The 26267-nt window shown below is 36.7% G+C and carries 24 protein-coding genes and 1 pseudogene; 8 read left to right on the forward strand and 17 right to left on the reverse strand.

The genetic code is table 11. The annotated features are described in order from the left end of the window. Positions 1 to 9 precede the first annotated feature (9 nt). Positions 10 to 1479: a TonB-dependent receptor gene (locus GQO80_RS00855; protein ID WP_157206309.1), complete on the reverse strand. Its 1470-nt coding sequence runs from the start codon at positions 1477 to 1479 to the stop codon at positions 10 to 12. A 236-nt stretch (positions 1480 to 1715) separates the two neighbouring features. On the opposite strand from GQO80_RS00855, the gene GQO80_RS00860 reads away from it, so the two are divergent. Together GQO80_RS00860 and GQO80_RS00865 are read left to right on the forward strand one after the other, a co-directional pair. Further along, positions 1716 to 2477, forward strand: coding sequence for an MBL fold metallo-hydrolase (locus GQO80_RS00860; RefSeq protein ID WP_157206310.1), 762 nt, complete (start codon positions 1716 to 1718; stop codon positions 2475 to 2477). A 9-nt stretch (positions 2478 to 2486) separates the two neighbouring features. Continuing rightward, the gene (locus tag GQO80_RS00865; RefSeq protein WP_157206311.1) at positions 2487 to 2987 is read left to right on the forward strand and encodes a hydrolase; all 501 of its coding nucleotides are present in this window, start codon (positions 2487 to 2489) and stop codon (positions 2985 to 2987) included. Between the two features lie 18 nt (positions 2988 to 3005). Here GQO80_RS00865 and GQO80_RS00870 read toward each other — a convergent pair whose 3' ends face one another. Then, positions 3006 to 3371: a DNA topoisomerase IV gene (locus GQO80_RS00870; protein ID WP_157206312.1), complete on the reverse strand. Its 366-nt coding sequence runs from the start codon at positions 3369 to 3371 to the stop codon at positions 3006 to 3008. A 41-nt stretch (positions 3372 to 3412) separates the two neighbouring features. Further along, complete coding sequence (locus GQO80_RS00875) at positions 3413 to 3784, reverse strand: helix-turn-helix domain-containing protein (protein WP_157206313.1); 372 nt, start codon at positions 3782 to 3784, stop codon at positions 3413 to 3415. 287 nt (positions 3785 to 4071) lie between these two features. Here GQO80_RS00875 and GQO80_RS00880 point away from each other — a divergent pair, with 287 nt between their 5' ends. The 3 genes from GQO80_RS00880 (at position 4072) to GQO80_RS00890 (ending at position 7410) form a co-directional block, all read left to right on the forward strand. After that, entirely contained in the window at positions 4072 to 5241 is a 1170-nt protein-coding gene (locus GQO80_RS00880; RefSeq protein WP_232333088.1) for a M14 family zinc carboxypeptidase, read from the forward strand. A 61-nt stretch (positions 5242 to 5302) separates the two neighbouring features. Continuing rightward, positions 5303 to 5785 (forward strand): Lrp/AsnC family transcriptional regulator, encoded by a 483-nt coding sequence (locus GQO80_RS00885; RefSeq protein WP_157206314.1) that lies wholly within the window; start codon positions 5303 to 5305, stop codon positions 5783 to 5785. 173 nt (positions 5786 to 5958) lie between these two features. Beyond that, complete coding sequence (locus GQO80_RS00890) at positions 5959 to 7410, forward strand: MBOAT family O-acyltransferase (RefSeq protein ID WP_157206315.1); 1452 nt, start codon at positions 5959 to 5961, stop codon at positions 7408 to 7410. Between the two features lie 19 nt (positions 7411 to 7429). Here the strand turns inward: GQO80_RS00890 and GQO80_RS00895 are convergent, their stop codons facing one another. The 12 genes from GQO80_RS00895 to GQO80_RS00950 all read right to left on the reverse strand — a co-directional run bounded on the left by GQO80_RS00895 (position 7430) and on the right by GQO80_RS00950 (position 20556). Further along, positions 7430 to 8395: a hypothetical protein gene (locus tag GQO80_RS00895; protein ID WP_157206316.1), complete on the reverse strand. Its 966-nt coding sequence runs from the start codon at positions 8393 to 8395 to the stop codon at positions 7430 to 7432. A gap of 684 nt (positions 8396 to 9079) precedes the next feature. Then, a complete protein-coding gene (locus GQO80_RS00900) occupies positions 9080 to 10135 on the reverse strand; it encodes a hypothetical protein (protein ID WP_157206317.1) in 1056 nt (351 codons plus the stop codon). Continuing rightward, complete coding sequence (locus GQO80_RS00905; protein ID WP_157206318.1) at positions 10132 to 10671, reverse strand: hypothetical protein; 540 nt, start codon at positions 10669 to 10671, stop codon at positions 10132 to 10134. The genes GQO80_RS00900 and GQO80_RS00905 overlap by 4 nt, the downstream gene beginning before the upstream one ends. Continuing rightward, positions 10668 to 11363 (reverse strand): hypothetical protein, encoded by a 696-nt coding sequence (locus tag GQO80_RS00910; protein ID WP_157206319.1) that lies wholly within the window; start codon positions 11361 to 11363, stop codon positions 10668 to 10670. Before GQO80_RS00910 ends, GQO80_RS00905 begins: the two co-directional genes overlap by 4 nt. Positions 11364 to 11453: 90 nt before the next feature. Beyond that, positions 11454 to 12608, reverse strand: a complete 1155-nt coding sequence (locus tag GQO80_RS00915) for a GNAT family N-acetyltransferase (protein WP_157206320.1) — start codon at positions 12606 to 12608, stop codon at positions 11454 to 11456. 11 nt (positions 12609 to 12619) lie between these two features. Next, positions 12620 to 13837, reverse strand: coding sequence for a GNAT family N-acetyltransferase (locus GQO80_RS00920; protein ID WP_198037701.1), 1218 nt, complete (start codon positions 13835 to 13837; stop codon positions 12620 to 12622). Beyond that, complete coding sequence (locus GQO80_RS00925; RefSeq protein WP_157206322.1) at positions 13830 to 15041, reverse strand: GNAT family N-acetyltransferase; 1212 nt, start codon at positions 15039 to 15041, stop codon at positions 13830 to 13832. The genes GQO80_RS00920 and GQO80_RS00925 overlap by 8 nt, the downstream gene beginning before the upstream one ends. Further along, positions 15034 to 16218 (reverse strand): GNAT family N-acetyltransferase, encoded by a 1185-nt coding sequence (locus tag GQO80_RS00930; protein ID WP_157206323.1) that lies wholly within the window; start codon positions 16216 to 16218, stop codon positions 15034 to 15036. Before GQO80_RS00930 ends, GQO80_RS00925 begins: the two co-directional genes overlap by 8 nt. Positions 16219 to 16220: 2 nt before the next feature. Further along, positions 16221 to 17384 carry a GNAT family N-acetyltransferase gene (locus tag GQO80_RS00935; RefSeq protein WP_157206324.1) on the reverse strand — a complete coding sequence of 388 codons (1164 nt, stop codon included), beginning with the start codon at positions 17382 to 17384 and terminating at the stop codon, positions 16221 to 16223. A gap of 5 nt (positions 17385 to 17389) precedes the next feature. Next, positions 17390 to 18562 (reverse strand): GNAT family N-acetyltransferase, encoded by a 1173-nt coding sequence (locus tag GQO80_RS00940; protein ID WP_198037702.1) that lies wholly within the window; start codon positions 18560 to 18562, stop codon positions 17390 to 17392. Between the two features lie 928 nt (positions 18563 to 19490). After that, complete coding sequence (locus tag GQO80_RS00945) at positions 19491 to 20045, reverse strand: hypothetical protein (protein WP_157206326.1); 555 nt, start codon at positions 20043 to 20045, stop codon at positions 19491 to 19493. 64 nt (positions 20046 to 20109) lie between these two features. Next, positions 20110 to 20556 (reverse strand): KTSC domain-containing protein, encoded by a 447-nt coding sequence (locus GQO80_RS00950; RefSeq protein WP_157206327.1) that lies wholly within the window; start codon positions 20554 to 20556, stop codon positions 20110 to 20112. A 162-nt stretch (positions 20557 to 20718) separates the two neighbouring features. Between GQO80_RS00950 and GQO80_RS00955 the strand changes: the two genes are divergently transcribed. Next, positions 20719 to 22356, forward strand: a complete 1638-nt coding sequence (locus GQO80_RS00955; RefSeq protein WP_157206328.1) for an ABC-F family ATP-binding cassette domain-containing protein — start codon at positions 20719 to 20721, stop codon at positions 22354 to 22356. A gap of 113 nt (positions 22357 to 22469) precedes the next feature. Here the strand turns inward: GQO80_RS00955 and GQO80_RS00960 are convergent, their stop codons facing one another. Beyond that, on the reverse strand, positions 22470 to 23144 hold the full coding sequence (locus GQO80_RS00960) for an SIR2 family NAD-dependent protein deacylase (protein ID WP_157206329.1): 675 nt from the start codon (positions 23142 to 23144) through the stop codon (positions 22470 to 22472). Positions 23145 to 23230: 86 nt separating this feature from the next. Beyond that, the gene (gene fahA, locus GQO80_RS00965; protein WP_157206330.1) at positions 23231 to 24514 is read right to left on the reverse strand and encodes a fumarylacetoacetase; all 1284 of its coding nucleotides are present in this window, start codon (positions 24512 to 24514) and stop codon (positions 23231 to 23233) included. A gap of 199 nt (positions 24515 to 24713) precedes the next feature. Here fahA and glyA point away from each other — a divergent pair, with 199 nt between their 5' ends. Further along, positions 24714 to 25985 (forward strand): serine hydroxymethyltransferase, encoded by a 1272-nt coding sequence (gene glyA, locus GQO80_RS00970; RefSeq protein WP_157206331.1) that lies wholly within the window; start codon positions 24714 to 24716, stop codon positions 25983 to 25985. A gap of 133 nt (positions 25986 to 26118) precedes the next feature. After that, positions 26119 to 26256 (forward strand): annotated as a pseudogene (locus tag GQO80_RS00975) (helix-turn-helix domain-containing protein); the annotation flags it as partial. Positions 26257 to 26267 lie beyond the last annotated feature (11 nt).

Consider the following 26267-nt stretch of genomic DNA (forward strand, 5'->3'; position numbering starts at 1 on the left):
ATTTACAAATTAAATTTTCTTCCGTTTTGTTGGCAATACCAAGGGTTTTCTGGTATAACCAAATAGGCGATAGTCTTTAATCAAGTCGGCAATACCCTCAGGCAACATTTCTTCCCAACCGCTTTCCCCATTGGCAATTTGATGTAAGATGTCTCTTGAGAAAATGGTTAGGCAGCTTTTGTCATAATCAACAATATCAACCACTTTGCCATTGTATTTAAAGAATTTGTACAATTCCTTCATACGCGGATACACTTTTAGGTTGTCGCTGTTTATAAGTTCGCCCGTAACCACGTCAAGCATGGGGTAGAGATACACTTTTAAGTCCTTGAAGAATAATTTTCCGAAGGCTTCCAGGATACCGCCACTTAAATGACGATAGTATTTTTCATCAAAAATATCAATCAAATTGTTGGCGCCCATGGCAAGTCCCATTCGGGCTTTGGAATAGTTGGAGAAATATTCAACCACTTTAAAGTATTCCTGGAAATTGGAAATCATTACCGATTGCCCTAGCGAGCATAGCAAATCGGCCCTGTCAATAAAGTCCTGTTCGTCTATTTCCCCTTCGGCTCGAAGGTTTGAGAGTGTGATTTCAAAAACCACTTCGGTTTTATCTTTGTCCACTTTCTTTTCTTGCAAAAACATTTTATATGCGTTCTCGTACATATCAATGTTCACTTTGGTAACGGGTCTAAAACTTCCCCGAAAGGCCAAAATGTTCTTTTTGTAAAGTACGCGTGCAGGAAGCACGTTTTTTCCGTCGGGACCAAACATTACGGCATCTGTCATGCCGTTTTTCACCAATTGCAAACTCATCAAACGGTTATCTACATTTTTAAACAGAGGGCCCGAAAAGTTTACGGTATCAATTTCCAGTTGGTCTTTATCCAAATGGTCGTATAAATATTTTAATAGTTTTTTTGGTTCGTTATACTTGTAAAAAGCCCCGTAAATAAGGTTGGTGCCAATAACGCCCAAGGTTTCCTGTTGAAGTCGCGCATCGGTTTCCTTAAAGCGCACATGGAGGATGATTTCATTGTATTCCTGTTTGGACTCAATTTGGTATTTAATCCCAATCCAGCCATGGCCCTTAAATTGTTTTGCAAAATCAATGGTAGTTACGGTATTTGCAAACGTAAAAAACATTTTGTTGGGATGATCTTCCCGGGAAAGGCGTTCTTCAATAAGATTAATTTCATGGGTTAGCATTTTGTGCAAGCGCGCTTCTGTAACGTATCTGCCATCTTCCTCGGCACCATAGATAGCATCACTAAAGGCCTTATCGTAGGCGGACATTGCCTTTGCGATGGTTCCCGATGCACCACCAGCTCTAAAAAAATGACGGCTCGTTTCTTGGCCTGCACCTATTTCCGCAAAGGTGCCGTATATGTTCTCGTTTAAATTAATGCGGAGTGCCTTGGTTTTTAACGATGGGATTTCCTCAAATTCCTTATCTCCTTTTAAGCTTATTTCCATGTAACAGTTTGGGTTATTTCGTACTAAACAAAGGTATCAAATAATGGGAGCAAATAAAAAAATAACTTTATTTTTGTGGCAATGCTACCAAACACTTAGTAAAGAACGAGTTTGCGCTGGTTGTTTTTTGATGTTTTTTAATAAGGACAAAATGTAGAATTCAGTATGGTGCTTAACAGCCGTATTGAAAGTAGTAGGGGCAAATTAGGTTGCATAAAATAAAAAATCAACAACTTTTGAAAATAACATTTTTAGGCACAGGCACATCACAAGGTATTCCCGTAATAGGAAGCACGCACCCCGTATGCCTTAGCCCTAACTCAAAAGATAAGCGGTTGCGCGTTTCCGTAATGGTAGCATGGGATGATGTAACTTATGTTATAGACTGCGGCCCCGATTTTAGATACCAAATGTTACGCACGGGGTGCACAAAAATGGATGGTATTGTGTTTACCCATGATCATTCCGACCACATAGCGGGATTGGATGATATACGTCCGTTTTATTTCACCCAAGGCCCTATACCCATTTATGCGCACAAGGGAGTTTTAAAGTCGCTCAAAAAAAAATTCGATTATATTTTTGCTACAAAAAACAAATATCCAGGAGCGCCATCGGTTATTGTTAATCGCATAAAAAACAAACCGTTCCTATTGCAAAATCTGGAAGTGGTCCCTGTAAAAGGCAAGCATGCCGATTTAAAGGTTTTTGGTTATAAATTTGGTGATTTTGCCTATTTAACCGATATGAAAACCGTTGAGGATGTTGAAATTGAAAAGATAAAACATGTTAAAGTGCTCGTGGTAAACGCCTTGCGCATACAACCGCACCATTCGCATTTTAACTTAGAGGAAGCTTTGCTTTTTATTAAAAAAGTAGCACCCCAAAAAGCCTATTTAACCCATATAAGCCATACCATGGGTTTTCACGATGAGGTAGAAAAAATACTCCCAAAAAACGTGTTTTTAGCGTATGACGGTCTTGAACTAACCATTTAAAATGCAAAAATGAAACAGAAAATTTTAGTGTATGTATCGGTGTTTTCAGTACTATTGGTGCTGTTTCAATATGTAAATTCCAAGCGGCAACTGGAAGAACAATATAAACGCATGGAATCGTTTCAGAAGAAAATAACCCAATACAAAGATTCCATTTCGGTATTGCAAGATGAGAATTTAGAGCTGTCGCACTTTAATTTAGGGCGCAATGAAGATGCTATAAGTTATTTTGAAAACAAAGACTTTAATGTGGCTGAACTGGAGCCGTACATAAAAGACCAACTTTATGAAACCAATGAAGTAAAGGGCGAGCATCCCATCGTGCCTTATGCTGCAAGCGCCGGCAGAAGGATGCTGATCAACACCGTTAAATTACTTAACCACAAATGGATTATAGCCGATTTTACCGATGGACAGCTGTGGGGCGAGGTATTTCTAACCTACCAAGTTTCTGAAGACAAACAAGTAACATTTCAAGTTGTGGAATCGTTTTTGTATCCTTTAAACTAAGTGTTGCACCAATTGCGGTTACTTTTTATAGGCAATCCCTTTTTGCTTTTTGGTTTCGCCTACATACGAATATTCGTAGGTGTATGACGAATCGGTGGTGGTTAGGATTTTTAGGTGAATATCCTTGCGTTCGGCCATGTTTTTAGGGTTTATGGTTTTAAAAACCACTTCGCAATCGTTTATCCATCGCAAACGCGTTGAATCAATTTTATTGTTGTAAATCTCTATTTGCAAGGTGTCGGTTCTTTTAAACTCCGATTTAAACAATACACCATCGATGGTTACTTCGCTGTAAAACGTACCGGTTTTAAAATCGTTGCAGTTGCGGGAGGTTTGGTAGCAGCCAAAAAAAGCAACACATAAAAAAAGATATAGAAATTTCATAGGTTTTATATTTCACCACAAAAATAAGAAACTAAAAATGGTTAATTCTGAAAATTCCTAAAACTTCCATCGGAATAAAAAATGATGATGCGTTCGATGGTTTTGTCCTTTTTTAAATCCATTTGTATTTTTTCTTGGGCAGAAACAGTAGGGGGCTGTTCTGTTTTTAATTCCCCTGATTTTTTAGCTGAAGGAAATTCCCCTTTGCCATTTAACAGCCAGTACAATTCAACCTCTGGATAGGATGCCAATATTTTAAGGACAAACTCTAAACTTGGTTTGTTCCTTCCCGATAAAATATGCGAGATGCTGGAGCGTTGCACACCAATTTTTTCAGCAAATGAAGAAGCTGTTTCGCCATAAAAATCAATTACTTTTTGGAGTCTGTTAGCAAAAGCCTCGGTGTTTATCATTGTAAACGCTGTTTTAAGATTTGGTTTTACAAATGTAATTATAATTAATCAAATGAGGTCAATTCTCATCCAAAAAAACAAATATTTATTAATTTTAAACTTTAAGTAAAGCAGTAAATATTACTGAAAAACAGTTTATTACATTTTAAACAATAGGTGCGCTCTTTTTTTGTAAATAAAGAAATTCAAAAACAACTTTTTCGCGTATAATAATGTAAACATTACCACTGTTTTTAATGTTTACAATTGTAAATTAGTAAATGTTTACATTTGTACACCAAAATAATATGATGTTAGTAGAAGATTTAAAGTCGTTGTTTTTAAAACACAAAGAGTCCGGTTTAAATCACCGATACATAACCAATACCCATATCGAACCTTTATTAAAACGGCTTGGTCACAGCTTCCCCGTTGAAGTCATTGGCACCTCTGTTTTAAATCGGCCCATTTATGGTATTAAAGTAGGCAGTGGCGAAAAGCGCATTCTCGTGTGGTCGCAAATGCATGGTAACGAATCGACCACCACCAAGGCCCTTTTCGACTTATTTAACACTTTTCTAGGTAGTGAAGCATTAGTTGCGCCTATTTTAAAAGCGTGCACGCTGTATATCATTCCTATTTTAAACCCCGATGGCGCCCATGTTTACACCCGCGTTAATGCCAATCGGGTTGATTTGAATAGGGACGCCCAAGCGTTAACACAGCCTGAAAGCAAGGTGCTAAGAGCTGCCTTTAAAACCTTTAAGCCCCATTATTGTTATAACCTACACGGACAGCGCACTATTTTTAGCGCCGGTAATACCAATAAACCGGCTACCATATCCTTTTTATCGCCCGCACAAGATAAGGCCTGCACCATCACGCCCAATAGAAAAGTGGCCATGGAACTTATTGCCGCCATGAACGCGGTACTACAAGCGGTGATACCCAACCAGGTTGGGGTTTATGATGATGCCTTTAATTTAAACTGTGTTGGCGACACCTTCCAAAGCGAGCACGTGCCCACAATTTTGTTTGAAGCAGGCCATTTCAATAACGATTACGCGCGGGATAAAACGCGCGAACTTATTTACATGGCGTATCTGGTATCGTTGGACTATATCGCTAAAAACGATGTTTCGGGTCAGCATTACGAACCCTATTTCACGATTCCCGAAAACGAAAAACTGTTTTTTGATATTTTGATAAAAAATGTGAAGCAAAAAATTAACGACCAAGAACAGGTGGTTGATGTTGGAATTTTATATCAAGAAACGTTGGTAGATGGTCAGATTTTATTTGTACCGAACATTGAAAGAATAGAACGCTTAGAAGGGTATTATGGACACAGAACCATAGATGCAGGGTATCAAGAGGTACTGGATGCTGATGGGCAACCAGTGAAAGTTAATAACGAAAACGTTTTCGTTATGATGAATAATGAAAAAATCTCATTATTACCAAAATATTATGTATAATAAATGCGTAATTATTAACAAAAATGTATTAATTTTGATTAATATTTAAGAATAGTTAATTATGGGTAAAATTAAATTGGATGAAATTGATCATCAAATTCTTGACATGTTAATTGATAACACAAGAATTCCGTTTACTGATATTGCAAAAAAGTTGTTAATATCTGCCGGAACCGTACACGTACGCGTTAAAAAAATGGAAGAGCAAGGCATCATCAAAGGGTCTTCTTTAATGCTCGATTATAAAAAACTGGGGTACTCGTTTATTGCATACGTGGGCGTTTATTTAAACAACACTTCGCAAACAAAGTTCGTATTGGAACGCATCAATGAAATAGCTTTTGTTACCGTGGCCCATATCACCACCGGAAAATTCAATATCTTTTGCAAAATAAGGGCGCGCAGCACCGAACATGCCAAAGAAATTATTTTTAAACTGGATGATATTGATGGGGTTTATAGAACCGAAACCATGATTTCATTGGAAGAAAGCATCAATGATAAGAAACGATTGATGCATTCCATTTTTAACGAGATGCACTAGTTTAACATATAAGATTATAAAAAGCTATTTCTTTAAAGGGGTAGCTTTTTTTTATGCTTTTTGTAGATGGCGGATGTTAATGGTGTTTTCAAAGATTTTTTTTGTTTTGTTTTTTTTTAAAATCGATGTTTGTTTGAAAAATAATTTCCAACCACAAAATATATTCAGATTAGATGGTATTTAATTCTTTAGAGTTTTTTATATTTCTTCCTACCGTATTTTTCCTTTATTGGTTTGTATTTAAAAAACACCTAAAAGCCCAAAATATCTTAATTTTGGTGGCCAGTTATTTGTTTTACGGCCTGTGGGATTGGAGATTTCTGTCCCTAATTTTGTTAAGTACTTTAATCGATTATGTTGTAGCTCTTAAAATTCACGCCACCAGTGCACCCAACATGAGAAAGCGGTGGTTGTGGGTGAGTGTTTTTTTCAATTTGGGCCTTTTGGGATTTTTTAAATATTATAACTTTTTTGTAGATTCCTGGGTTGATATGGTGTCGCTTTTTGGTTATGAAATAAAGAGCACCTGGACCTTGCGGGTTATTTTGCCGGTTGGTATTTCCTTTTACACTTTTCAAACCATGTCGTATTCGTTTGATGTGTATTATAAAAAGTTAAAGCCAACATCCGATTTTTTATCGTTTGCGGCTTTTGTTAGTTTCTTTCCGCAGTTGGTTGCAGGGCCAATTGAGCGCGCTTCCCATTTATTGTCGCAAATATTAGAAAAACGCCGTTTTAGTTACGATCAGGCGGCCGACGGCATCAAGCTTATTTTATGGGGGTTGTTTAAAAAAGTGGTCATTGCCGATGGTTTGGCCCCCATTGTGGATGATATTTTTACCAATTACTCACAGCATACGGCCTCGACGCTTATTTTGGGCGTTACCTTGTTTAGTTTTCAGGTATATGGCGATTTTAGTGGGTATTCGGATATTGCCATTGGTACCTCAAAACTGTTTGGCATCGAATTGATGTCGAATTTTAAGTTTCCTAATTTCTCAAGAAACGTTGCCGAATATTGGCAACGGTGGCACGTATCGTTATCCACCTGGTTTCGGCATTATCTGTATATTCCATTAGGTGGTTCCAAAGGCAGCAAATTACTATCGGTTAGAAATATTTGTATCGTTTTTTTGGTAAGTGGTTTTTGGCACGGTGCCAATTGGACCTTTATTTTTTGGGGCGGTTTTCATGCCTTGGCCTTTATTCCCGTTTTTTTAATGGGAAGAAATACCATTTATAAAGATTCGGTAGTGGGCGAACATACGGTTTTTCCAACGCTTACCGAAGTGGGGCAGGTGGTGTTGACTTTTTCCATTGTAACCTTTTCGCGCATATTTTTTAGGTCTGAAACCTTAACGGATGCTTTTGGTTACATTAACCGTATCTTTTCCAACTTTTCTTATGAAACCTATCAACACCCCATGGGATACCGTATGATAGATTATTACCTACTTGTAATCTTGTTTGTAATTTACGAGTATAGCATCCGTAAGGACGAGCGTTCGCCGTTTAAATTCCGATATAAGGCGGTACGGTTTGTTATTTATACGCTCATTATCCTATTGATGCTGTTGTTTTACGATAGTGGCGTGGACCGTTCGTTTATTTACTTCCAATTTTAAAAACGAGGTTCGGTAATTTTTAGGGTTGTTTTTCTTTTTTCTTGATGTAATCGGTAATTACAGAAGCAATTAGGTGCCTGCCATGGTTGTTCCAATGCATATCATAAATGAGCGTAGTGGGCGTTTTCGATTTTTCAAACACTTTTCCAAAATCTATATAATCATAGTTCATGGCATCGCAATAGCTTAAAAAGGATGGACTTGTGGTTCTTGAATCCAGTAAAATGGCTGTTTTGTTCCTGTCGAAGCCGTAGGTTTCAATAAGCTTCTTAAAATTCCCTAAGTATTTTAGTTCCTTGGGCGTTTGTTTGGGTACGTTAGTAACTTGGGGCTTTACCTCAGTTTCAGCCCCCAACGATAGCACTTTGGTTTTTAACTCGCGTAACGGTTCAAAAAGCCCAATGTTGCCAACATAATTGAATAGTTTTATTTTGTTCTGGATACGCGAGGTTAAAAAGTATTGCGAGTCAATCCAATATTGGTCTGGTTTATAAAAATCGCGTTGCAGGTCATTTTCAAATTTCATGTAAATGATGATATAATCAATAAGCTCAAATTTTTCCTTATAAGCAGCGATTAAATGGAGTTGGTCGGCAAAATCGTAACCAGAATGGCCGTATTCAAACACTTCGGTACCATCATTTAGTTGTCTTTCCATTTTTTTGCCTATGGAATTGTTGTAATTTTGATGCAGGCCTTCAATAAAGGAATCGCCAATTATGGCCACGTCGGTTTTTTCCTTGGAAGGTGTAAACTCACGATACGAGTTAAAACCAGATTTGTTGATGTGGTACTGGGCAAAGTTCATGACCCGGTTGCCCGTTACCGAGTAGCCTTCTTGATTGGGCGCATAGGTTTTTACGTTTCTGTCGTTTATGATAAACTGTGGGTACTGGTCGTACAGATGGCATACGCGCACAATACATTCCAGGGCTATAAAAATAAGCAAACCGTACAGTATGGTTTTTCCAAAGAGTAGTTTCATGGTTGAAAAGTTTTAAATCTTTTTCAGTATTATGTTCTGTTTATGAGCAGCGGGCATTTGATATATGATAAAAGTAGCTATTTTTTAATAATGTGTTAGCTAACGTTTTTTATTTTCGCACCCAATACATTTCTTCAGTTCTGATTTTCCTCATTCCAATGTCGAAATAAGTTTTAAATCCGTCCATTTCTTTTCCGTCTCGCTCAACCCTCATTAAATAATTATGGGTTCCAATTTGTTTTTTTATTTTCATTCCAACAAGCTATGTTAAGGAAGTTGTTTAAAAATTCGCCCTCGAACCTAAAGTTTTTAATTTCAATTATTTCGTTGTCATCTTTCTTTTTTAGCTAAAGTTATAGTTCCATTTATTTTGTGTGCATTTTGTTTTATTTTTATTTCGGATTCTTGAGGCAAAAGTCCTTTTATAGTTATGATTCTCAATCCAAATTCCGCTTATATCGAGTCCTTTATAAATTTTAGCTTGATACCTAGGAATAAGAATTTTTTCAAGTACTTGTTTAAACATTCCGATTAGCACATAAGTTAAGATACCAGCAAAAATGCTAATCGATATATTTAAGAAATAATTGTTATCCATAGTGATTGGTTAAATTGCAGTTAACTCTAAACCATAAAGATACAATGTATCCCCTTTCATCATATTAAAAATCGATTAAAACCCATTTATCCTGTTGATAATTTTTTGAACCCCAACCACTTAAACCCTTGTAGCTTGTTTGAGAGGTAGGTTGCGATGAGGTTCCAATCCATTAAACAGAAACAAATAAAACGGTATTGCCTAAATGAAATACCCATTAAGGCCCCAATGGATAGATGGAACACGATGGCCGAAATAAGATAGATGTTTCGGTACCTTGAGTTTATAAACACCACAAAGGCCAACAATTCAAATAGTACCGAGCCTACCGACAGGGCTATTAAAAGCACCCGATTGTTTGCTACATATCCAGCAATGGCCCTTAATTTTGGCGAAACTTGATAATTGGCATAGGTATGGCCTATAAACCCAAGGGCATCTTTCCATTTATGGTCATCGGGTAGGTTACTGTCGCCAATAATCAATTGCACGTCGCCTTCTTTGTACAAATAAGTTTTTTCCTTTAGGTAGAACCCTAAGGTTTGGCCATCAAGCCAGTTTAAGCCATGTCCATACCTTAATTTGGATATGCCCGCCGTAAAATATGTAACGGCAACCAAGGCCAATATCAGGTTAAAGCCCCATTTAGGGTTATTTGAAACATGGGGAAAAGGCATTTTACCTTTAAAATAGCCATATTTTAATAGCGCATAATCAATGGAAAGTTTCATTGTACCCGGTACCAGTGCCAGTGCCAAAATAACTTGGGTGGGCAAGGAGGCATGGTGGTCAAAAATGCCAATACCTTCGCTAACCCCAAAAATATAAAAGCTAAAAAAAGCTAAAAGCAATAAGTTTAACCTGCCCAAAAAACCCACTGCAGCGGTTATGGCAACCACTGCAATTACAATAACCAGGGTTTTAAAGTAACCTGGACTGAAGTCGAAAAAAGAGGGAGGCAATACACTGGTAAACCAAGTTTTTGAAAGCGCATAGCTACCATTGTCCGTTACATCATAAATAAAATATAATTGCTCAATGGTTTTTTTCCCCAATAAAATGGCGAGCCCAAAACGCAGCACGCTGAGTGGTTGGTTCAGTATCGTATAAACGGCCGCCGATAGTTTATTTAATACGCTCATTGTTGGGTTTTGTTTTGGTGTAGGTTGTTTGGTGTTGCATTTTTATAGGCCGATACATAAGTTTTGTTTAAGCCATCATAATAGCCTAATAATTGAGGTTCTGCCCGTGGTTGGCGTTTTTGATCTACTTGTATCGCTTTTATGTTAATTTGTTCAAAGCTTAGGTGGTACTTTTCCTTTAAAACCGTGGTATAGTGTTCAAAAAAAACATGCATCCTATTTTGAAAAGCCGATTGGCTCTCAGATAATTTGTGCGAAAACGGAGAGATGGCCTGCGTAGAGCCATAAACCTTACTAAAAAAATGCCGCATAAAGAAGTCTTCCGGTTTTCCTAAATAAGCGGTGAGATCGGTGGTTTTATTTTGGTTAACACCCTCCAGTTTAAATAGATACAGAGGCGTTTCGTTATCAATATAATGCCCAAACATGGGGGCACAGGTATATGGAAAACTTTCAATGCCAAAAACAACCACAAACAAATTGGGTATTAAAAGCAAGGAAATGACAAAGGTTTTATAGGAGTTTTTAAGTTTCATGTGTTTTTGCCTTGTGTATTTATTTCAGGAAACAGCCATGGGTTTTGCACTTTTAATTTCTTGGGAATATCTATATATACGGTATGCCTGATAAAGAAACGTCGCTTTGTAACTTGCAGTTTATAAGGTCGTGCTTGTGCGTTTAACGCTGCTTTTAGCGATAGGGTATTTTTAACCGGAATGCACCCAATGGCCCATTTGTATCCCAAGTCTAAAGCCATTTTTTCCATTAAATAGATTACGCGGGGCATGATATTTAATCCTCTAAACTTTCTAATGGCATAAGCTCTTTCCAAAATACACTCATCTGCTTTAAGTAATGGAAAATTATATCTAAAAAAAGCTTGGATTTTATCATTATCCTTGGGTTCCATAAACCATTGTCTGAAACACGGTACGTCATCATCGGTAACGGCCACATAGCAGGTTGGGATATTGGCATTAATGAGCATATCATCTAAGGGTAGGTTTTTAAAATACTGATGGTCGGATTCTCTATAAGGGCGCAGTTTGATGTTTATCTTGGCTTCCGGAATGGGTTCATTGTCTAATATCGTAAGGTCTTTTTTGATAAAGTAGTAGCTTACATCGGAGTACATTCTTCTTTTTATTATTTCTAATATATCTTTATGTTTTCCGCCTTTTAACAGGCCATAAAATGTTTTTATTTTGTTTTTGATTTTTGATAACATTCTTCTATGAATTTTATTAATTGTAATATTATTCTTTTTATGAATCATTAGAAATAATATTAGTTAGGACGTAAAATATTTCGTTATAGTTTATTTAATAATCAATTTTTGAGATGCGTGTTGCCCTTGCAGGAGGTATTCTTTTTCTTTTTTAAGTGCTACTATTTTTAAGGTCGCATCCTGCTCCTTGTGGGTGTACAAAAAATCGTTGATGGGTTTTCTTAAGTTAGGGTATATGGGGCTGTGTTCGGTTATCTCCTTTAAACCGGTTGTATCCATTATTTGGGTATCTTCCAATTGGTATTGAAGGGTTTCTTGATAGGCCGTTTGCTTTTTTATGCGTTGTTTTAGCTGCTCTATCAGGGTATCGACATGCATCGATTTCAAGAAATTTTTAAAGTGCAGTTTGTTCATTTCAATCCATGCCCCAAAAGTAGCCGATTTGTTTTCTTTGCGATACAGTATGTGGTGGTCAAAATGGTAAATAAGGGTGCTCCAGCGGCGTTTGTATTCCAAATAGCCTTGTGCCATATCCATCACCTCATAGTGGTTGTTTATACACCATTCCAATAGTTTGTAAAGTGAAATATTGCCCAGGGCGAATTTGGCATAGTCGATATCGTAGGAAGGTACCGAAACAAACAATATGTTGTTAAAATGATGGTTGATGCAAATATGAACCGGCTTGGTGTTGTGGTATATAACAAATAGGGATGCCTTTTTCGCTTGAATCAAATCAAAGGTGGTATGAAGGTAAGTATCCCAGTTTTTAAGCACTTTGTTGGAATCATTGCGCTGGTCGAACCGATGGGTTAACATGGTATGCAATGATGCCATTAAAAAGGTGTAATCGGCTTTCGCTATATCGCCATAAAACAGTTTGTATGTTGCGTTAAAACAGGTTTCAAACCTATTTACAAACCTTAAAATATTTGCCCTAAAATTTTTTTTGTATTCGGCTTTAAAAAAGGCCTCTAAATGGTTGTGGTTATTAATTAAAATGGCATAACCCGTTATTTTTTTTTGGGGAATTTTAACCACTTCAAGCCCTGAACCTTTATAAAATTTAGGTTGAAGATATGATGGAAATAAAGATACGTTAATTGCTGTATTTCTATTTGTTAGATGATTATTTTCAGATTCAAAAACAGGTGTGAGGTTATGGGTAAAATACAGTTTTTGGTAGCCCTCCAATACTTTGTTTTTTGTTGTGATGGTTTCGTGAAAATTCTCATGTAATGCCATTCTGTTATGTATTATAGATTTGGGCTATCACTATTTTGATGTGTGAGCATGATGCTTTTTTTACCACATATGCAGTAGCTATTTGGCATATTGTTCAGTTTGTAAATAGTTATAGCATTTTTATTTTCAAAATTTAAGTATAAATAATCGTAAACAGTTTTTCTTAAAAAGTTGTAATTATCAGTTTCGATATTAATTTCAATAAAATCGCTATTTGTTTCTAGATTCTTTTGTTCTGTAATTTTGAAATCTAGTTCTATTTTGGCAAATTGGGAACTATAATTATTAATATTTGAATTATCATGAACCAAATCAACCGTATCTTTTAAAATATTTTTTTTTGTAAAATATAGCTTTAGTTTGAATAATGTATAAATAGAATAAGCGAAACAGGTGTTAAAAACAGAAAATTTATTAAACAAAATGTCATTTCTACACGTATAGATTACGTTTGACCATTGTTTTTTATATGATAAAAATAATACACCTAAGTCAAAAATTTTATAATTATTTTCAAAACACCATTCAAGTAGTTTATAAACATCAATATTTCCAAGGCTAAATTTCGCATAGTCTATATCATAGGCTATAATGTTACCAATCATAACATTTTCATAATGACAATTTAAAGCGATACTTATAGGTTTCTCATTGTCATAAATAACAAACATGGATGCCTTTTTTTCTAGTATAGATTGATACGTTATTTTTTTATAAAATTCCAAATTTTCAACATCTTGATGCTTTCCACTTCTTCGATCCCAACGTCTTTTTATCATGTGTTCTAAAACTTCCATTAAACGTTCGTAGTCTTGTTTGTCTATACTGCCAAAGTATAATTTATAAGATATGTTAAAACAAGTTTCTAATCGTTTACAACATGATTTAATTTTACTTTTGTTTTTACTTGTAAATTGATATGACATATATTCGTTTAGTGATTTGAAGCCTTCAATATTTACTAAAAATCCCGGCATCCGGTAAAATGAAAGTTTTTTAAAACTAGCTGTAATTACGGGTTCCACATACGAGGGTATTTCTAAAACGTAATATATATTTTTTTTTATGTTGATATCATTTGGAGTCTTTATTAAATTATTTATAGGTTTTGCGGACACTTTGTTTATTACTTTTGAATAAACGGGAAATTTTTGTCTTTTAATTAGTGTAAATTCATGGAAATGATATCTTATAAGTTTGCTTACTAGAAACGTTTTAATTTTATTCATTTTCATTGATTTTTAATTGATGTTCAATGCTTATGAAGTTATTTTTACCACATATGTAATAACTATTTGGCATATTGTTCAGTTTATAAATAACTACCGTATTTTTGTTTTCAAAATTCAGATAGAGATATTCGTAAATTGTTTGTCGTAAAAATGCGTAATCGTTTTGTTCAATATCAATTTTACAGAAATCATCAGTAATTTCGGTAACTTTTTGTTCAGTTTGTTTAAAATTGATCAATACGTTTTCAACAGCATTGCTGCTACTATTTGAAACATCACGATTTGAATTTGCCTTGTCCTTGATGATGTTTTTATTGGTTAGAAATAATTTTAATTTTAATAGTGCAAATGCAAAATATCCGAAACAGGTATTGAAAACCGCTGTTTTATTGAATACAATATCGTTTCTAAATTTATAAGTCACATTGCACCATTGTTTTTTGTAAGAGAAAACACCGGCACTCAAATCGAAAATTTCATAGTTGTTTTCAAAGCACCATTCCAGTTGTTTAAAGATATCGATATATCCTAACCGGAATTTTCCATAATCAATATCAAAAGTCCTGATATAATTGAGCATAATCTTATCATAATGGTAATTTAAACAGATGTCTATGGGTTTATCATTATCATAGATAACAAAAAGGGATGCTTTTTTATCTAGTATAAATTGATAGGTTGTTTCTTTATAATAGGCCCAATCTTTTTCTGCTTGGTGTTCTTCGCCCCGTTGATTAAAACGTCTTTTAACCATACGTTCCAAAGCATCAATTATAGCGTGATAGTCCGATTTTTCAATACTGCCATGGTATAGTTCATAACGGGTATTGAAGCAGGTATCCAAACGTTTGCAATACGCCCTAATTTTACTTCTGCTTTTAGCTCCAAATTGGTGATTCATATACGCTTCTAAAGATTCATAAGGTTTTAAATCAGCCAAAAAACCAACAAATTGATATAAGGATTTATATTTTAAACTCTTATTGGCAACAGTTTTAACATAAGGGGGTATGAATGTTACATAATGCAGGCCTTTATTTGGATTTGGCGCATCTGATTCCGACTCGAAAATAATAGGTAAATCAGTAGTATTGTTATGAACGTTACTATAAAATGGCGGTACTGACCGTTTAATAGCAGACCGAATATAAAAGTTATAAATTGAAAATTTGCTGAAAATAAACCCTTTAATTTTATGCATACGACCCGTTGTGTTTTTTATTGAAAACTACTTTTTGGATGCTGGTGGCTCCCTTAATCAAATAAGCATCGGTTTCATGGACTATTTTATAAACCCGCACCGCATTGATATGGTCTTTGGTATTGTATAGGAAATCATATAGTGGTTTTTTTAATGCTTGAAAATTTAAATCCATTGGTTGCAGTGTGTCGCTATTTATGGCATCCGTGCCAGTTAGGTTTTCAATGGTATAATGTTCATAGGGAAGTTCATCATTTGCCGATGGTTTGGCCAAAACCTGATACTTCATTTTTTGGTAAAAAGTACTATGAATAAGGGTTTTTAAGATGTTTGTTGTTTTTATACGTGTTAATTCCTTGTTGGCCCACAAAAGGTTTAAAACGTTGTTAGGTTTGTAATGAATATGCGTTTCCAGCTGATACTGGTAATTGCACCATCTTTTTTTGTATTCGTAATCGCCATTGCCCATATCCAAATAGGCATAATGGTTCTGTATGCACCATTCCAGTTGCTTGTAAACGGCGGTATTGCCCAAGCCAAATGCTGCATAATCAATATCATAGGCAGGAATATAGGCGAAAAAGGTTTTTTGGTAATGGAAATTAATGGAAACCTGTATGGGCGTATCGTCGTTATATATCACGAATAGCGATGCTTTTTTTTCGTTAATGAGCGGAAAAAACAAGGTCTTGTACCTGTTCCACTGGTTTAACACGAAGGTATTGTCATTCCGTTGTTTAAACCTGCGCGCTAACATGGTTTGTGTTTTGTCCATGATTTGGGTATAAGTTTCCATAGATATTTCCCCATAATACACACGGTAACGGATGTTGAAACAGCTTTCTAAGCGTTTCATTTTTTTTAGGATGGGTGACCGCGAACTTTTACTGAAATGTTCATTGAGATACTCACCTATATGCGTGCAGTTTGGTGGGATGATGATGCCAAAACTATCCTGAAATTTCTGAACGCTTTTTTTTGTTTTAAAAAGTGCGTCGTTTATGTCGGGTCTTAAAAATGTTGGAAAGGCTATCCATTTTTGCACCGAAATATGGGATGTTTTGGTAACTTCAGCTTTGTAAACTAAGGTATTGTTAAAATCGTACCACAGGGCATTATAGGCACTTGGTATGTGGTGCTTTTCCAATAATTCATTTAAAAAGTGGCCCTTTTTCATGGTTATAACCTTATGATTTTAATAAGATGTTCGCCCGTTTTGCACAAAAACGTGTTTTCTTCAATCTTGTAGGTTTTTATCGCGTTCAGATGCATTTTTTGCGCATATAGATAATCGTAAATAGGCTGTCGGATGGCCTTGTACTCCGTATCCTTAATGTTTATTTCCATTAAATCGGTTTCTTGAAATGCTTCAGAAGCACTCAGGATTTCTTGTTTGTATCTTGGCATTGTTGCTGTTTCTGTTTCCTTGGTTTTAATGGCAATAGACTTGATGTGCCGTAAGCGTTCGCGTATTTTGAATGTTTTGATACCATTCTTCAACTTGATTTTTGTTGTTTCCAATATAGCGATGCCCGTAGCTAAAAAAGAACCCTTTTTACTGTAAATATGGTAATCAAAATTGTAAAAAAGGTTACACCATTTTATTTTATAGTCCATGATGCCAAACCCTAAGTCCAAAAATTGGTAGTTGTTTTCCAAGCACCATTTTAAAAGCAAGTAATTATCCAAATGGCCTAAACTGAATTTGGCATAATCGGTATCGTAGGCATTCGATTTGGAGAAGAGGATGCTGTTCTTTATATGCACATTTAATGAGATGCTGATGGGTTTTTCTTCATCATAAACAACAAATAAGGACGCTTTTTTGGCGCGTATCAAGGCTTCTAAGTTAGCGGTATGCAGTTCCCATTCCTTTAAAAACATGTTCTCCATATTTTTTTCTTGGAATCTATTTTCCAATAAATGCCTCATTTCGGTTAGTAAAAACTGGCATTTCTCGTTGGTGATGCTTCCAAAATTGTATTCGTAAGTAATATTAAAGGATTCTTCCAAACGGGTAATGGCCCGCTTTAAGTTGATGCGGAGTTGTCGCTTTGCAAATTTCTGTAAATAGGAATCGACCGTATTTTCGCCATTTAGCAGCATACCGGCCCCATCTTTCCCTTTATGGCTTATTTTTTTGTGATGGTAAGCATTGTGGTTTACAAGCACATAATCCAAATATGTGGGCACTAAGCTTACATATAGTACGGGTTCGGGGTTTGCCCGGGCTGTTTCGTTGGTAAACACCGTTTCGTTCAATAACACCTTTTTGTAACAGTTTGGAATAGTTTCATGGTTTTGAAAATCCCAAATAAACTGGTCTCTTTTAATATGCTTCATGGTCGCTAGGTGGTAAATTGTAATAGGGCACTGGCCTTTTTTCCTTTAAACAGATAGTGCTGTGGCATGTTATTCAATCTATATACGTGTACGTCCGTGTCATGTTCGGTATTCCAATATAAAAAATCATGAAGTGGTTTTTTAAGAAGATATTCGTTATCATGTTCTATTGCTATTTTTACAAGGTCAGCTTCCTTAATATGCTGTAAGTCAGCACCAAGCAAAAACGTGTAGGGTAGTGCCGGTGTTTCTTTTTTTCCTTTTATGGTGGTTTTAAGTTGTTTAACCATTCCGTTTACATTTTTTGAGAGGAGGTAGTTTATTAGTTGGTATTTGTAGTTTAAAAAGCCAGTATATATGGTGCCCCATTGGTTTTTGGGGCGGAATAACACGTGGTGTTCGTACTTATAGCGTGCGTTGCACCAGTTTACTTTATTTTCAAACCCGCCGTAACCCATATCGAAAACGTCGTAGTTGTTTTGAAAGCACCACTCCATAATTTTATAGATGGCCACATTGCCGGGTGTGAATTTGGCATAATCTAAATGAAACGTTGGCACTGAAAAATACAAAATGGTATCGCAATGAAAATTTAGAGTAAACGTGATGGGTTCTTCATCATTAAAAATAACAAATAAGGATGCTTTTTTGTTTGTAATGAGATTGAAAGCGATGTTGAAGTAATACTCCCAGTTTTCAAGGATGATATTCCGGTCGTTACGTTGTTCGAAGCGGGTTTTCAGCATCTGGTGAAATACGGCCATCAAGGTTTCGTAAGTAGGATAGCTAATATTGTTTCCGTAAAATGTTTTATAGGTAATGTTAAAACAGGCTTGCAACCGTTTTACCGATTTTTGTATTTTATACCTGAAGGTGCGCTTACATTCATTTTTTAGGTAATCGTCAACCGATGCGGAAGCTTTTAAATCTGCCAGATACCCTTCTTTTAAAAACACCTTGTTGCATCGCCAATTGGCAGCAACCGTTGTTTTTAAGTAGTCGGGCACCAATTTAAAGGTATGTATGTGCGATTTTAATGGCATATTGGCATCTCCATAACTTTCTAAGCGGATGTTTGCATGGTTAAAACCATTGGAAACACTCGTGTAGAGTGCATGGCCTTTTTGCTGTTCGAATACATCGGAAAAAAAATTGTGATGCGTAATCTTTAAACCCATTACCATTAAAATCTATTGCGTTTTTAAAAGAAAGGCTAAAGTACTTAATTTATTCGTTTGAGAGGTATTTTATAGATGAAGTGCTATAATTTTTGATAAGAAAAATATTATTGTTTTGAAAGAGGTTTTTAGTTGGAAGTTTATATGATTATTGAGTTATAAGGTTATTAAGTTATATGTTAGGTAGGCTGCCAATGATGATATTTAATTTTGTTTAGGGTTTTTGAATGTCGTTCAAGTTTTGAAGACACCCCTAAAGTCCCCTCAAGGGGACAATTCGTGGTCTTGAAGTTGGAAGTTCAGGGTTATTGAGTTATATGTTTGGAGGGCTGCCAATGATGCATATTTAATTTTGTTTAGAGTTTTTGAATGTCGTTCAAGTTTTGAAGACACCCCTAAAGTCCCCTCAAGGGGACAATTCGTGGTCTTGAAGTTGGAAGTTCAGGGTTATTGAGTTATATGTTAGGTAGGCTGCCAATGATGATATTTGATTTTGTTTAGGGTTTTTGAATGTCGTTCAAGTTTTGAAGACACCCCTAAAGTCCCCTCAAGGGGACAATTCGTGGTCTTGAAGTTGGAAGTTCAGGGTTATTAAGTTATATGTTTGGTAGGCTGCCAATGATGATATTTAATTTTGTTTAGGGTTTTTGAATGTCATTCAAGTTTTGAAGACACCCCTAAAGTCCCCTCAAGGGGACAATTCGTGGTCTTGAAGTTGGAAGTTCAGGGTTATTAAGTTATTGGGTTATCGGTTTTGGGTGTTTTGATGTTAATGCCTAAATAACGTTGACCGAACTTGACATTAATTTATTATTTTTTGGTTATTATGTCTGTTCGTAGGATTGTTTATAGCGATAATTTCATAAATGTTTGTGTTAATTTGTGAAATTCGTGTCTATGGATATCTAGAGATTACAGTTGCTGAATTTCATCCCGCTTTCAACCAATTAAAATTTGTTAGCATGATACCAAAGGCACAATCGTCCTGACAGCCATTGGGCACGTAAAAGCAATCTTTGATAATGTTAAAATCGTCAACGTGAAACGTTAAGGTGTTGGTATTGGCATCTACCGAAAGGTAATCGTTCAAACAGGTTTTGTAAAGTGCGTCTATGGTTATTGGCAATGCGCCTTCACTATTTGTGCCTAGGTTGTTGGTGTTTTCAGAATATGCGATTAATATGAGCCTATTCTCAAAACCAAGGTAGTTGCGGTCGTTATCGTAAATGGTATAAGCTTCGTAATCTCGAGACGTAACTTTATTATTTAAAACGGTTATTTTTTTGATGGTTCCAAATCCAAAAACAGAACTTGTTACAATGTTATAAGAATAAGATGCGCCATGGGTTTTCTTTAAGGCGTTCCACGTTGCTAAACTCGCCCTGTACGTTTTTAGGTTTTGCGTGTTTGGTGCTTGGCTTGTATCGCAGCTAAGGTTGAAAATTAGAGCAATCAACACGAGTGCAAGGGCTTTCTTTTTCATAAAGTAACCTATTTATTAGTAAGATGTGGAAAATAAGTAAAGGTTGCGTTTAAATTAAACAAATTTAGGCCGCAACTTCACTCTTTTTAATCTTTCGGTAGGTATAGCTGTTGAAAATATTGCGTTTTGCAAAGCGCGTTAATTTATCGGCTTGACACAGTTTCATATACAATGCTTTGTTTACACCAAAAAATTCATAGGTATTGCCGTCTAAAAAAGTCATTTCTAAAACCAAGCCCTTGTGTTGCCAATCTATAATGGGGCTGTTAATGGTTTCGTTATATGCATCCAAATTGGCCGCTTTGGTTTCGGGAGCCATACTTACCAAAAAATGATAAGCGTCAATAATTTTCCGACTCATTAATTCGGCCTCCAAGGCTTTGTCATCTCCAGTTTGAAACCTATCAGGATGCCACTCTTTTACCAAGTTTCTGTAAGTGGTTTTTAATTGTTTAAGGTCAATTTCCTGTTCAACACCAAACAATTTTTTGTACTCATTAATACGTTTCATTCTGGATTTTTTATAAATAAGGCGCGAAGATACTGTTTTTAAGGCACTATTTACCAGATAAAAGGCTAAAGAGATTTATATTATTTTTGGATGCCAAAATCTCATGTCTAACTGCTAATATCTAACTTCTTTTTATAGCTTTGCACCTTTAAAAAATTCACGATGATTTCAGTTGATAATTTAGCAGTCGAATTTGGCGGAAGCGCCTTGTTTAGCGAGGTGTCCTTCACCATAAATGAAAATGACAAAATAGCCCTTATGGGGAAAAATGGTGCCGGAAAATCGACCATGATGAAGATTATTGCAGGCGTACAAAAACCTACACGTGGTCATGTGCGCTACCCAAAAGACGCCATTATTGCTTATTTGCCACAACATTTATTAACGGAAGACAGCTGTACCGTTTTCGAGGAAGCATCAAAAGCCTTTAAACATGTTTTTGAAATGCGCGATCAACTGGAACTTTTAAATAAAGAACTGGAAACCAGAACCGATTATGATTCGGATGCTTATATGAAAATTATTCAGCAAGTATCCGATCTGGGCGAAAAATATTATGCGCTCGAAGACGTGAATTATGATGCCGAAGTTGAAAAAGCTCTGCGCGGTCTGGGTTTTAAACGCGAAGATTTAACCCGATTGACCAGCGAGTTTAGTGGCGGTTACCGCATGCGTATTGAATTGGCAAAAATTTTATTGCAAAAACCCGATTTAATTCTTTTAGACGAGCCAACAAACCACATCGATATTGAAAGCGTTATTTGGCTGGAAGATTTTTTATTGAACAAAGCAAAGGCCGTTATGGTTATTTCGCACGATAAAGCCTTTATCGATAACATTACCAACCGTACCATTGAGGTAACTATGGGGCGTATTTACGATTATAAAGCCAACTATTCGCATTATTTGCAATTGCGCGAAGAACGACGTGCGCACCAAATAAAGGCGTACAACGAACAGCAAAAATTTATTGCCGATAATATGGCGTTCATCGAGCGTTTTAAAGGCACTTACTCTAAAACCAACCAAGTAAGTTCGCGCGAGCGCATGCTGGAAAAATTAGAGATTATTGAAATAGACGAAGTTGATAATTCTGCTTTAAAACTGCGGTTTCCACCTTCCATTCGCTCTGGCGATTATCCTGTAACGGTAAAAGATTTAACGAAAGCTTACGGTGCGCACGTGGTGTTTAAAAATGTCAATATGTCCATTTCTCGTGGTGAAAAAGTATCGTTTGTAGGCAGAAATGGTGAAGGAAAATCGACTATGATCAAGTCTATTTTGGGCGAAATCGATTTTGAAGGAAGTTGTGCCTTGGGTCATAACGTAAAAGTGGGTTATTTTGCCCAAAACCAAGCCTCGCTACTTGATGATAACTTAACCATTTTTCAAACGGTTGATGAAGTGGCCGAAGGCGATATACGCACCCAAATCAAAAATATTTTAGGACGCTTTATGTTTAAGGGCGACGATATAGATAAAAAGGTAAGTGTGCTTTCAGGAGGCGAAAAAACACGTTTAGCAATGGTTAAGCTTCTTCTGGAACCCGTTAATTTATTGATTCTGGATGAGCCTACCAATCACCTCGATTTAAAATCGAAAGATGTTTTAAAGGAAGCCTTATTGGCATTTGATGGTACCCTGATTCTGGTATCGCACGATCGCGATTTCCTGCAAGGACTTTCACAAAAAGTGTTTGAATTTAAGGACCAACGTGTGATTGAACATTTTGAAACCATTGATGATTTCTTGGTTAGAAACCGTATTGAAAATTTAAAACAAATTGATTTAAAAATTTAATCGGTCGCCAACGGCTTCAAGGTTTTCATCCATTAGTATAAAAGGAAATGAGGTAGGGGGTTTACAGATTTTGCTGGTTAAATCCGTGTCAAATTTTTAAACAACGCAATGGGTTACAACTGTTCAATCATTTTCCTTACCCCAAGGGTCGCGCTTTCAGCAATAACGGTTACATGCTCTTTGCTATCCATGGCAGGTTTTGGGTCTATGAAGTAAATGGGCGTGTTTTTGGGCACATAATGCATTAAGCCCGCCGCAGGATATACTTGCATGGACGTGCCTATGATAACCAAAATATCGGCCGTTTTACAAATGGCCATGGCGGCATCAATCATGGGAACGTTTTCACCAAACCATACAATGTGTGGGCGCAGTTGATGGCCGTTTTTGCACACATCGCCAATGTTGATATCAGTTTCCCAGGTAATTACAGAGGTTTCATCCACCACATTTCTGGCTTTTAATAATTCACCATGTAAATGAATAACGCTGGTGCTGCCGGCGCGTTCATGCAAATCGTCCACATTTTGGGTAATGATGGTTACTTTATACGCTTGTTCTAGAGCCGCTAAATCCAAATGCGCTTGGTTGGGGGTTACTTCCCGCAATTGCCGGCGGCGTTGGTTGTAAAAATCCAAAACCAAACCCGGATTTAAGGCAAAACCTTCGGGCGTTGCTACTTCCATAACATCGTGCCCTTCCCATAAACCATCGGCATCCCTAAATGTTTTAATGCCACTTTCGGCACTTATGCCTGCACCGGTTAGTACAACTATGTGTTTTTTCATGGCAAAAAATCATTTTAATTCAATATAAAATAACCCGCATATCCCTTCCGTTAGATATAATTTAGGGTTATTAAGGAGCGAATGTTTTATTTTCGTTTAAAAACAGGTAATAATTTAGTGGATACTTCGCCAAAACCAATTCGCGTACCGTCCTTTTCACAATGCCCCCGCATGATAACGGTATCGTTGTCATTTATAAAGGTGCGTTCGCTGCCGTCTTTCATTTTTAATGGTTTTTCACCTTTCCAAGTGAGTTCTAACATGGAGCCGTAAGAATCGCTAGTAGGGCCAGAAATAGCACCGCTTCCCATCAAATCGCCTGAATTTATAGGGCAGCCATTAATGGTGTGGTGTGCCAGTTGTTGCGCCATATTCCAGTACATGTATTTAAAATTGGTTTTGCTTACTATGGTTTCTTTGGCACCACTTGGGCGAATGGCAACTTCTAGGTCGATATCAAAACTTTTTTTACCGTGGTACTGCAGGTATTCCAATTGAGGTTTTACAGGTTTTTGGCCTTCAACACGATAGGGCTCTAAAGCATCCAGGGTAACGATCCAGGGTGAAATTGAAGTGGCGAAATTTTTGGATAAAAATGGGCCATGGGGTATGTATTCCCACTTTTGGATGTCGCGCGCGCTCCAATCGTTCAGTAGCACCAAACCAAAAATGTATTCCTCGGCCTCATCAACAGGAATGGGTTCACCTAAATCATTCGCAACCGTGGTGATGAATGCCATTTCCAGTTCAAAATCAACCAATTTACTTGGGCCAAATATGGGGGTGTCGGCATCATTTGGAAGTATTTGACCTTGTGGCCTATGGATAGGGATACCGGAAGGGATGATGGACGAACTTCTGCCATGATAGGCAATAGGGATGTGCAACCAGTTTGGCAATAAGGCATTTTCGGGGGTTCTTAGCATATTGCCTACATTGGTGGCATGCTCGATACTGGAGTAAAAATCGGTATAATCGCCAATGTGCACGGGTAATTGCATTTCAATTTCATCCAACCGGAACAGTACAATTTCCTTATGGCGTTTGTTTTGTTTTAAGCTATCGTTGTTGCTGTCAAATATTTGCGCAATGCGGTTTCTTACGGCACGCCATGTTTTTCTGCCATCGGCAATGAAATCGTTTAGGGTGTCCTGAAGAAAAATATCATCGGTTAGCGGAATACCGTCAAAATAACCAAGTTGGTGCAGTGCGCCCAAATCGATGGCCGTATCGCCAATGCGCGTGCCAATGGTGATAATATCATCGCGGGTTAAAAACACGCCAAAAGGGATGTTTTGTATGGGAAAATCGGAGTTTTTATCGACGTGTAACCACGATTTTCTATCTGGATTGTTAGCTGATAATGGCATAACCTATGGTTTATTGTTTATGGAATTATATTCAAACCTACACAATTTTTTTATTTAAAATGAAAAAAAAGCAGAAAAAATAGGTTTCTTTTAACCGTTGATAAAGTGGTTAAAAACTTAATTGTAAATATATGTTTTTTGATGTATTTAACTAATCTATTTGCTATTTTTGCCGAATATTTAACGAGAACTACATTTTATGCAACGCGACGAACAAATTTTTGAACTTATTGAAGCTGAAAAAGAACGCCAACTACATGGTATTGAGCTTATTGCATCAGAGAATTTTGTAAGCAACCAAGTAATGGAAGCAGCAGGCTCTGTACTCACCAATAAATACGCCGAGGGCTATCCAGGGAAACGTTACTATGGTGGCTGCGAGGTGGTTGATGAAGTAGAACAAATTGCCATTGATCGTGCAAAAGCTTTGTTTGGGGCCGATTATGTAAACGTGCAGCCCCATTCCGGAAGTCAAGCCAACACAGCGGTTTATCATGCATGTTTAACGCCCGGTGATAAAATTTTAGGCTTCGATTTATCTCATGGCGGACATTTAACCCATGGGTCGCCCGTAAACTTTTCAGGTAAATTATACAATCCCGTATTTTACGGCGTAGAGCAAGAAACAGGGGTTCTTAATTATGATACAATTCAGGAAATTGCCACTAAGGAGCAACCAAAATTAATTATTGCCGGTGCTTCTGCTTATTCCAGAGATATTGATTTTAAACGCTTTAGAGTGATTGCCGATAGCGTGGGTGCTATTTTAATGGCCGATATTTCCCACCCTGCGGGCTTAATCGCGAAAGGTATTTTAAACGACCCCATGCCGCATTGCCACATAGTAACTACCACAACCCATAAAACGTTAAGGGGCCCCCGTGGTGGTATGATTATGATGGGACAGGATTTTGATAATCCATTTGGTATTACCTTAAAGGATGGAAGCTTGCGCAAAATGTCATCATTATTGGATGCTGCGGTATTTCCCGGTAACCAAGGTGGCCCTTTGGAACATATCATTGCAGCAAAAGCGATTGCCTTTGGTGAAGCGTTGACCGACGATTTTTTACACTACCAATTACAGGTAAAAGCAAATGCCGCTACCATGGCGAAAGCATTGGTTGGAAAAGGCTATAACATTATTTCCGGTGGCACCGATAACCACTGCATGTTAATCGATTTGCGCAACAAAAACGTTTCTGGTAAAGAAGCAGAACAAGCCTTGGTAAAAGCCGATATTACCGTGAATAAAAACATGGTTCCTTTTGATACGCGTTCGCCTTTTGTAACCTCAGGTATTCGTGTAGGCACTGCTGCGGTTACTACCAGAGGGTTAAAGGAAAGCGATATGCTTCAAATAGTTGACCTTATTGATGAAGTAATTGCCAACCATGATAATGAAACAGTTTTAGAAGCTGTAAAAGATAAAGTTAATGCGATGATGGCCGGAAGACCACTATTTGTGTAAACTACGTCGTTTTAACGTTTGAAACAGTTATGTTTTATCATTATAATATATTAAAATAGACTTCACAAACTAAAAAAAAACCGGTGAGGTTCTGTTAAAGTTTTAAAAGCCTGCTTAATGCAGGTTTTTTTATGCAAATCTTTCAGTATTAAAAACTGGAAAGGCAAAAGCGGTAAGGTTTTCTACCATGGAAGCTATTTGTAAGGTTTTGGAATGTCAACCCGGGGATCTTTTGAAATATACACTAACGGATAGAACTCGTTGCGTTTAGTCTAAAAAAAA

Origin of the sequence: Mariniflexile maritimum (assembly GCF_009746565.1) — a bacterium.
GTDB lineage: Bacteria > Bacteroidota > Bacteroidia > Flavobacteriales > Flavobacteriaceae > Mariniflexile > Mariniflexile maritimum.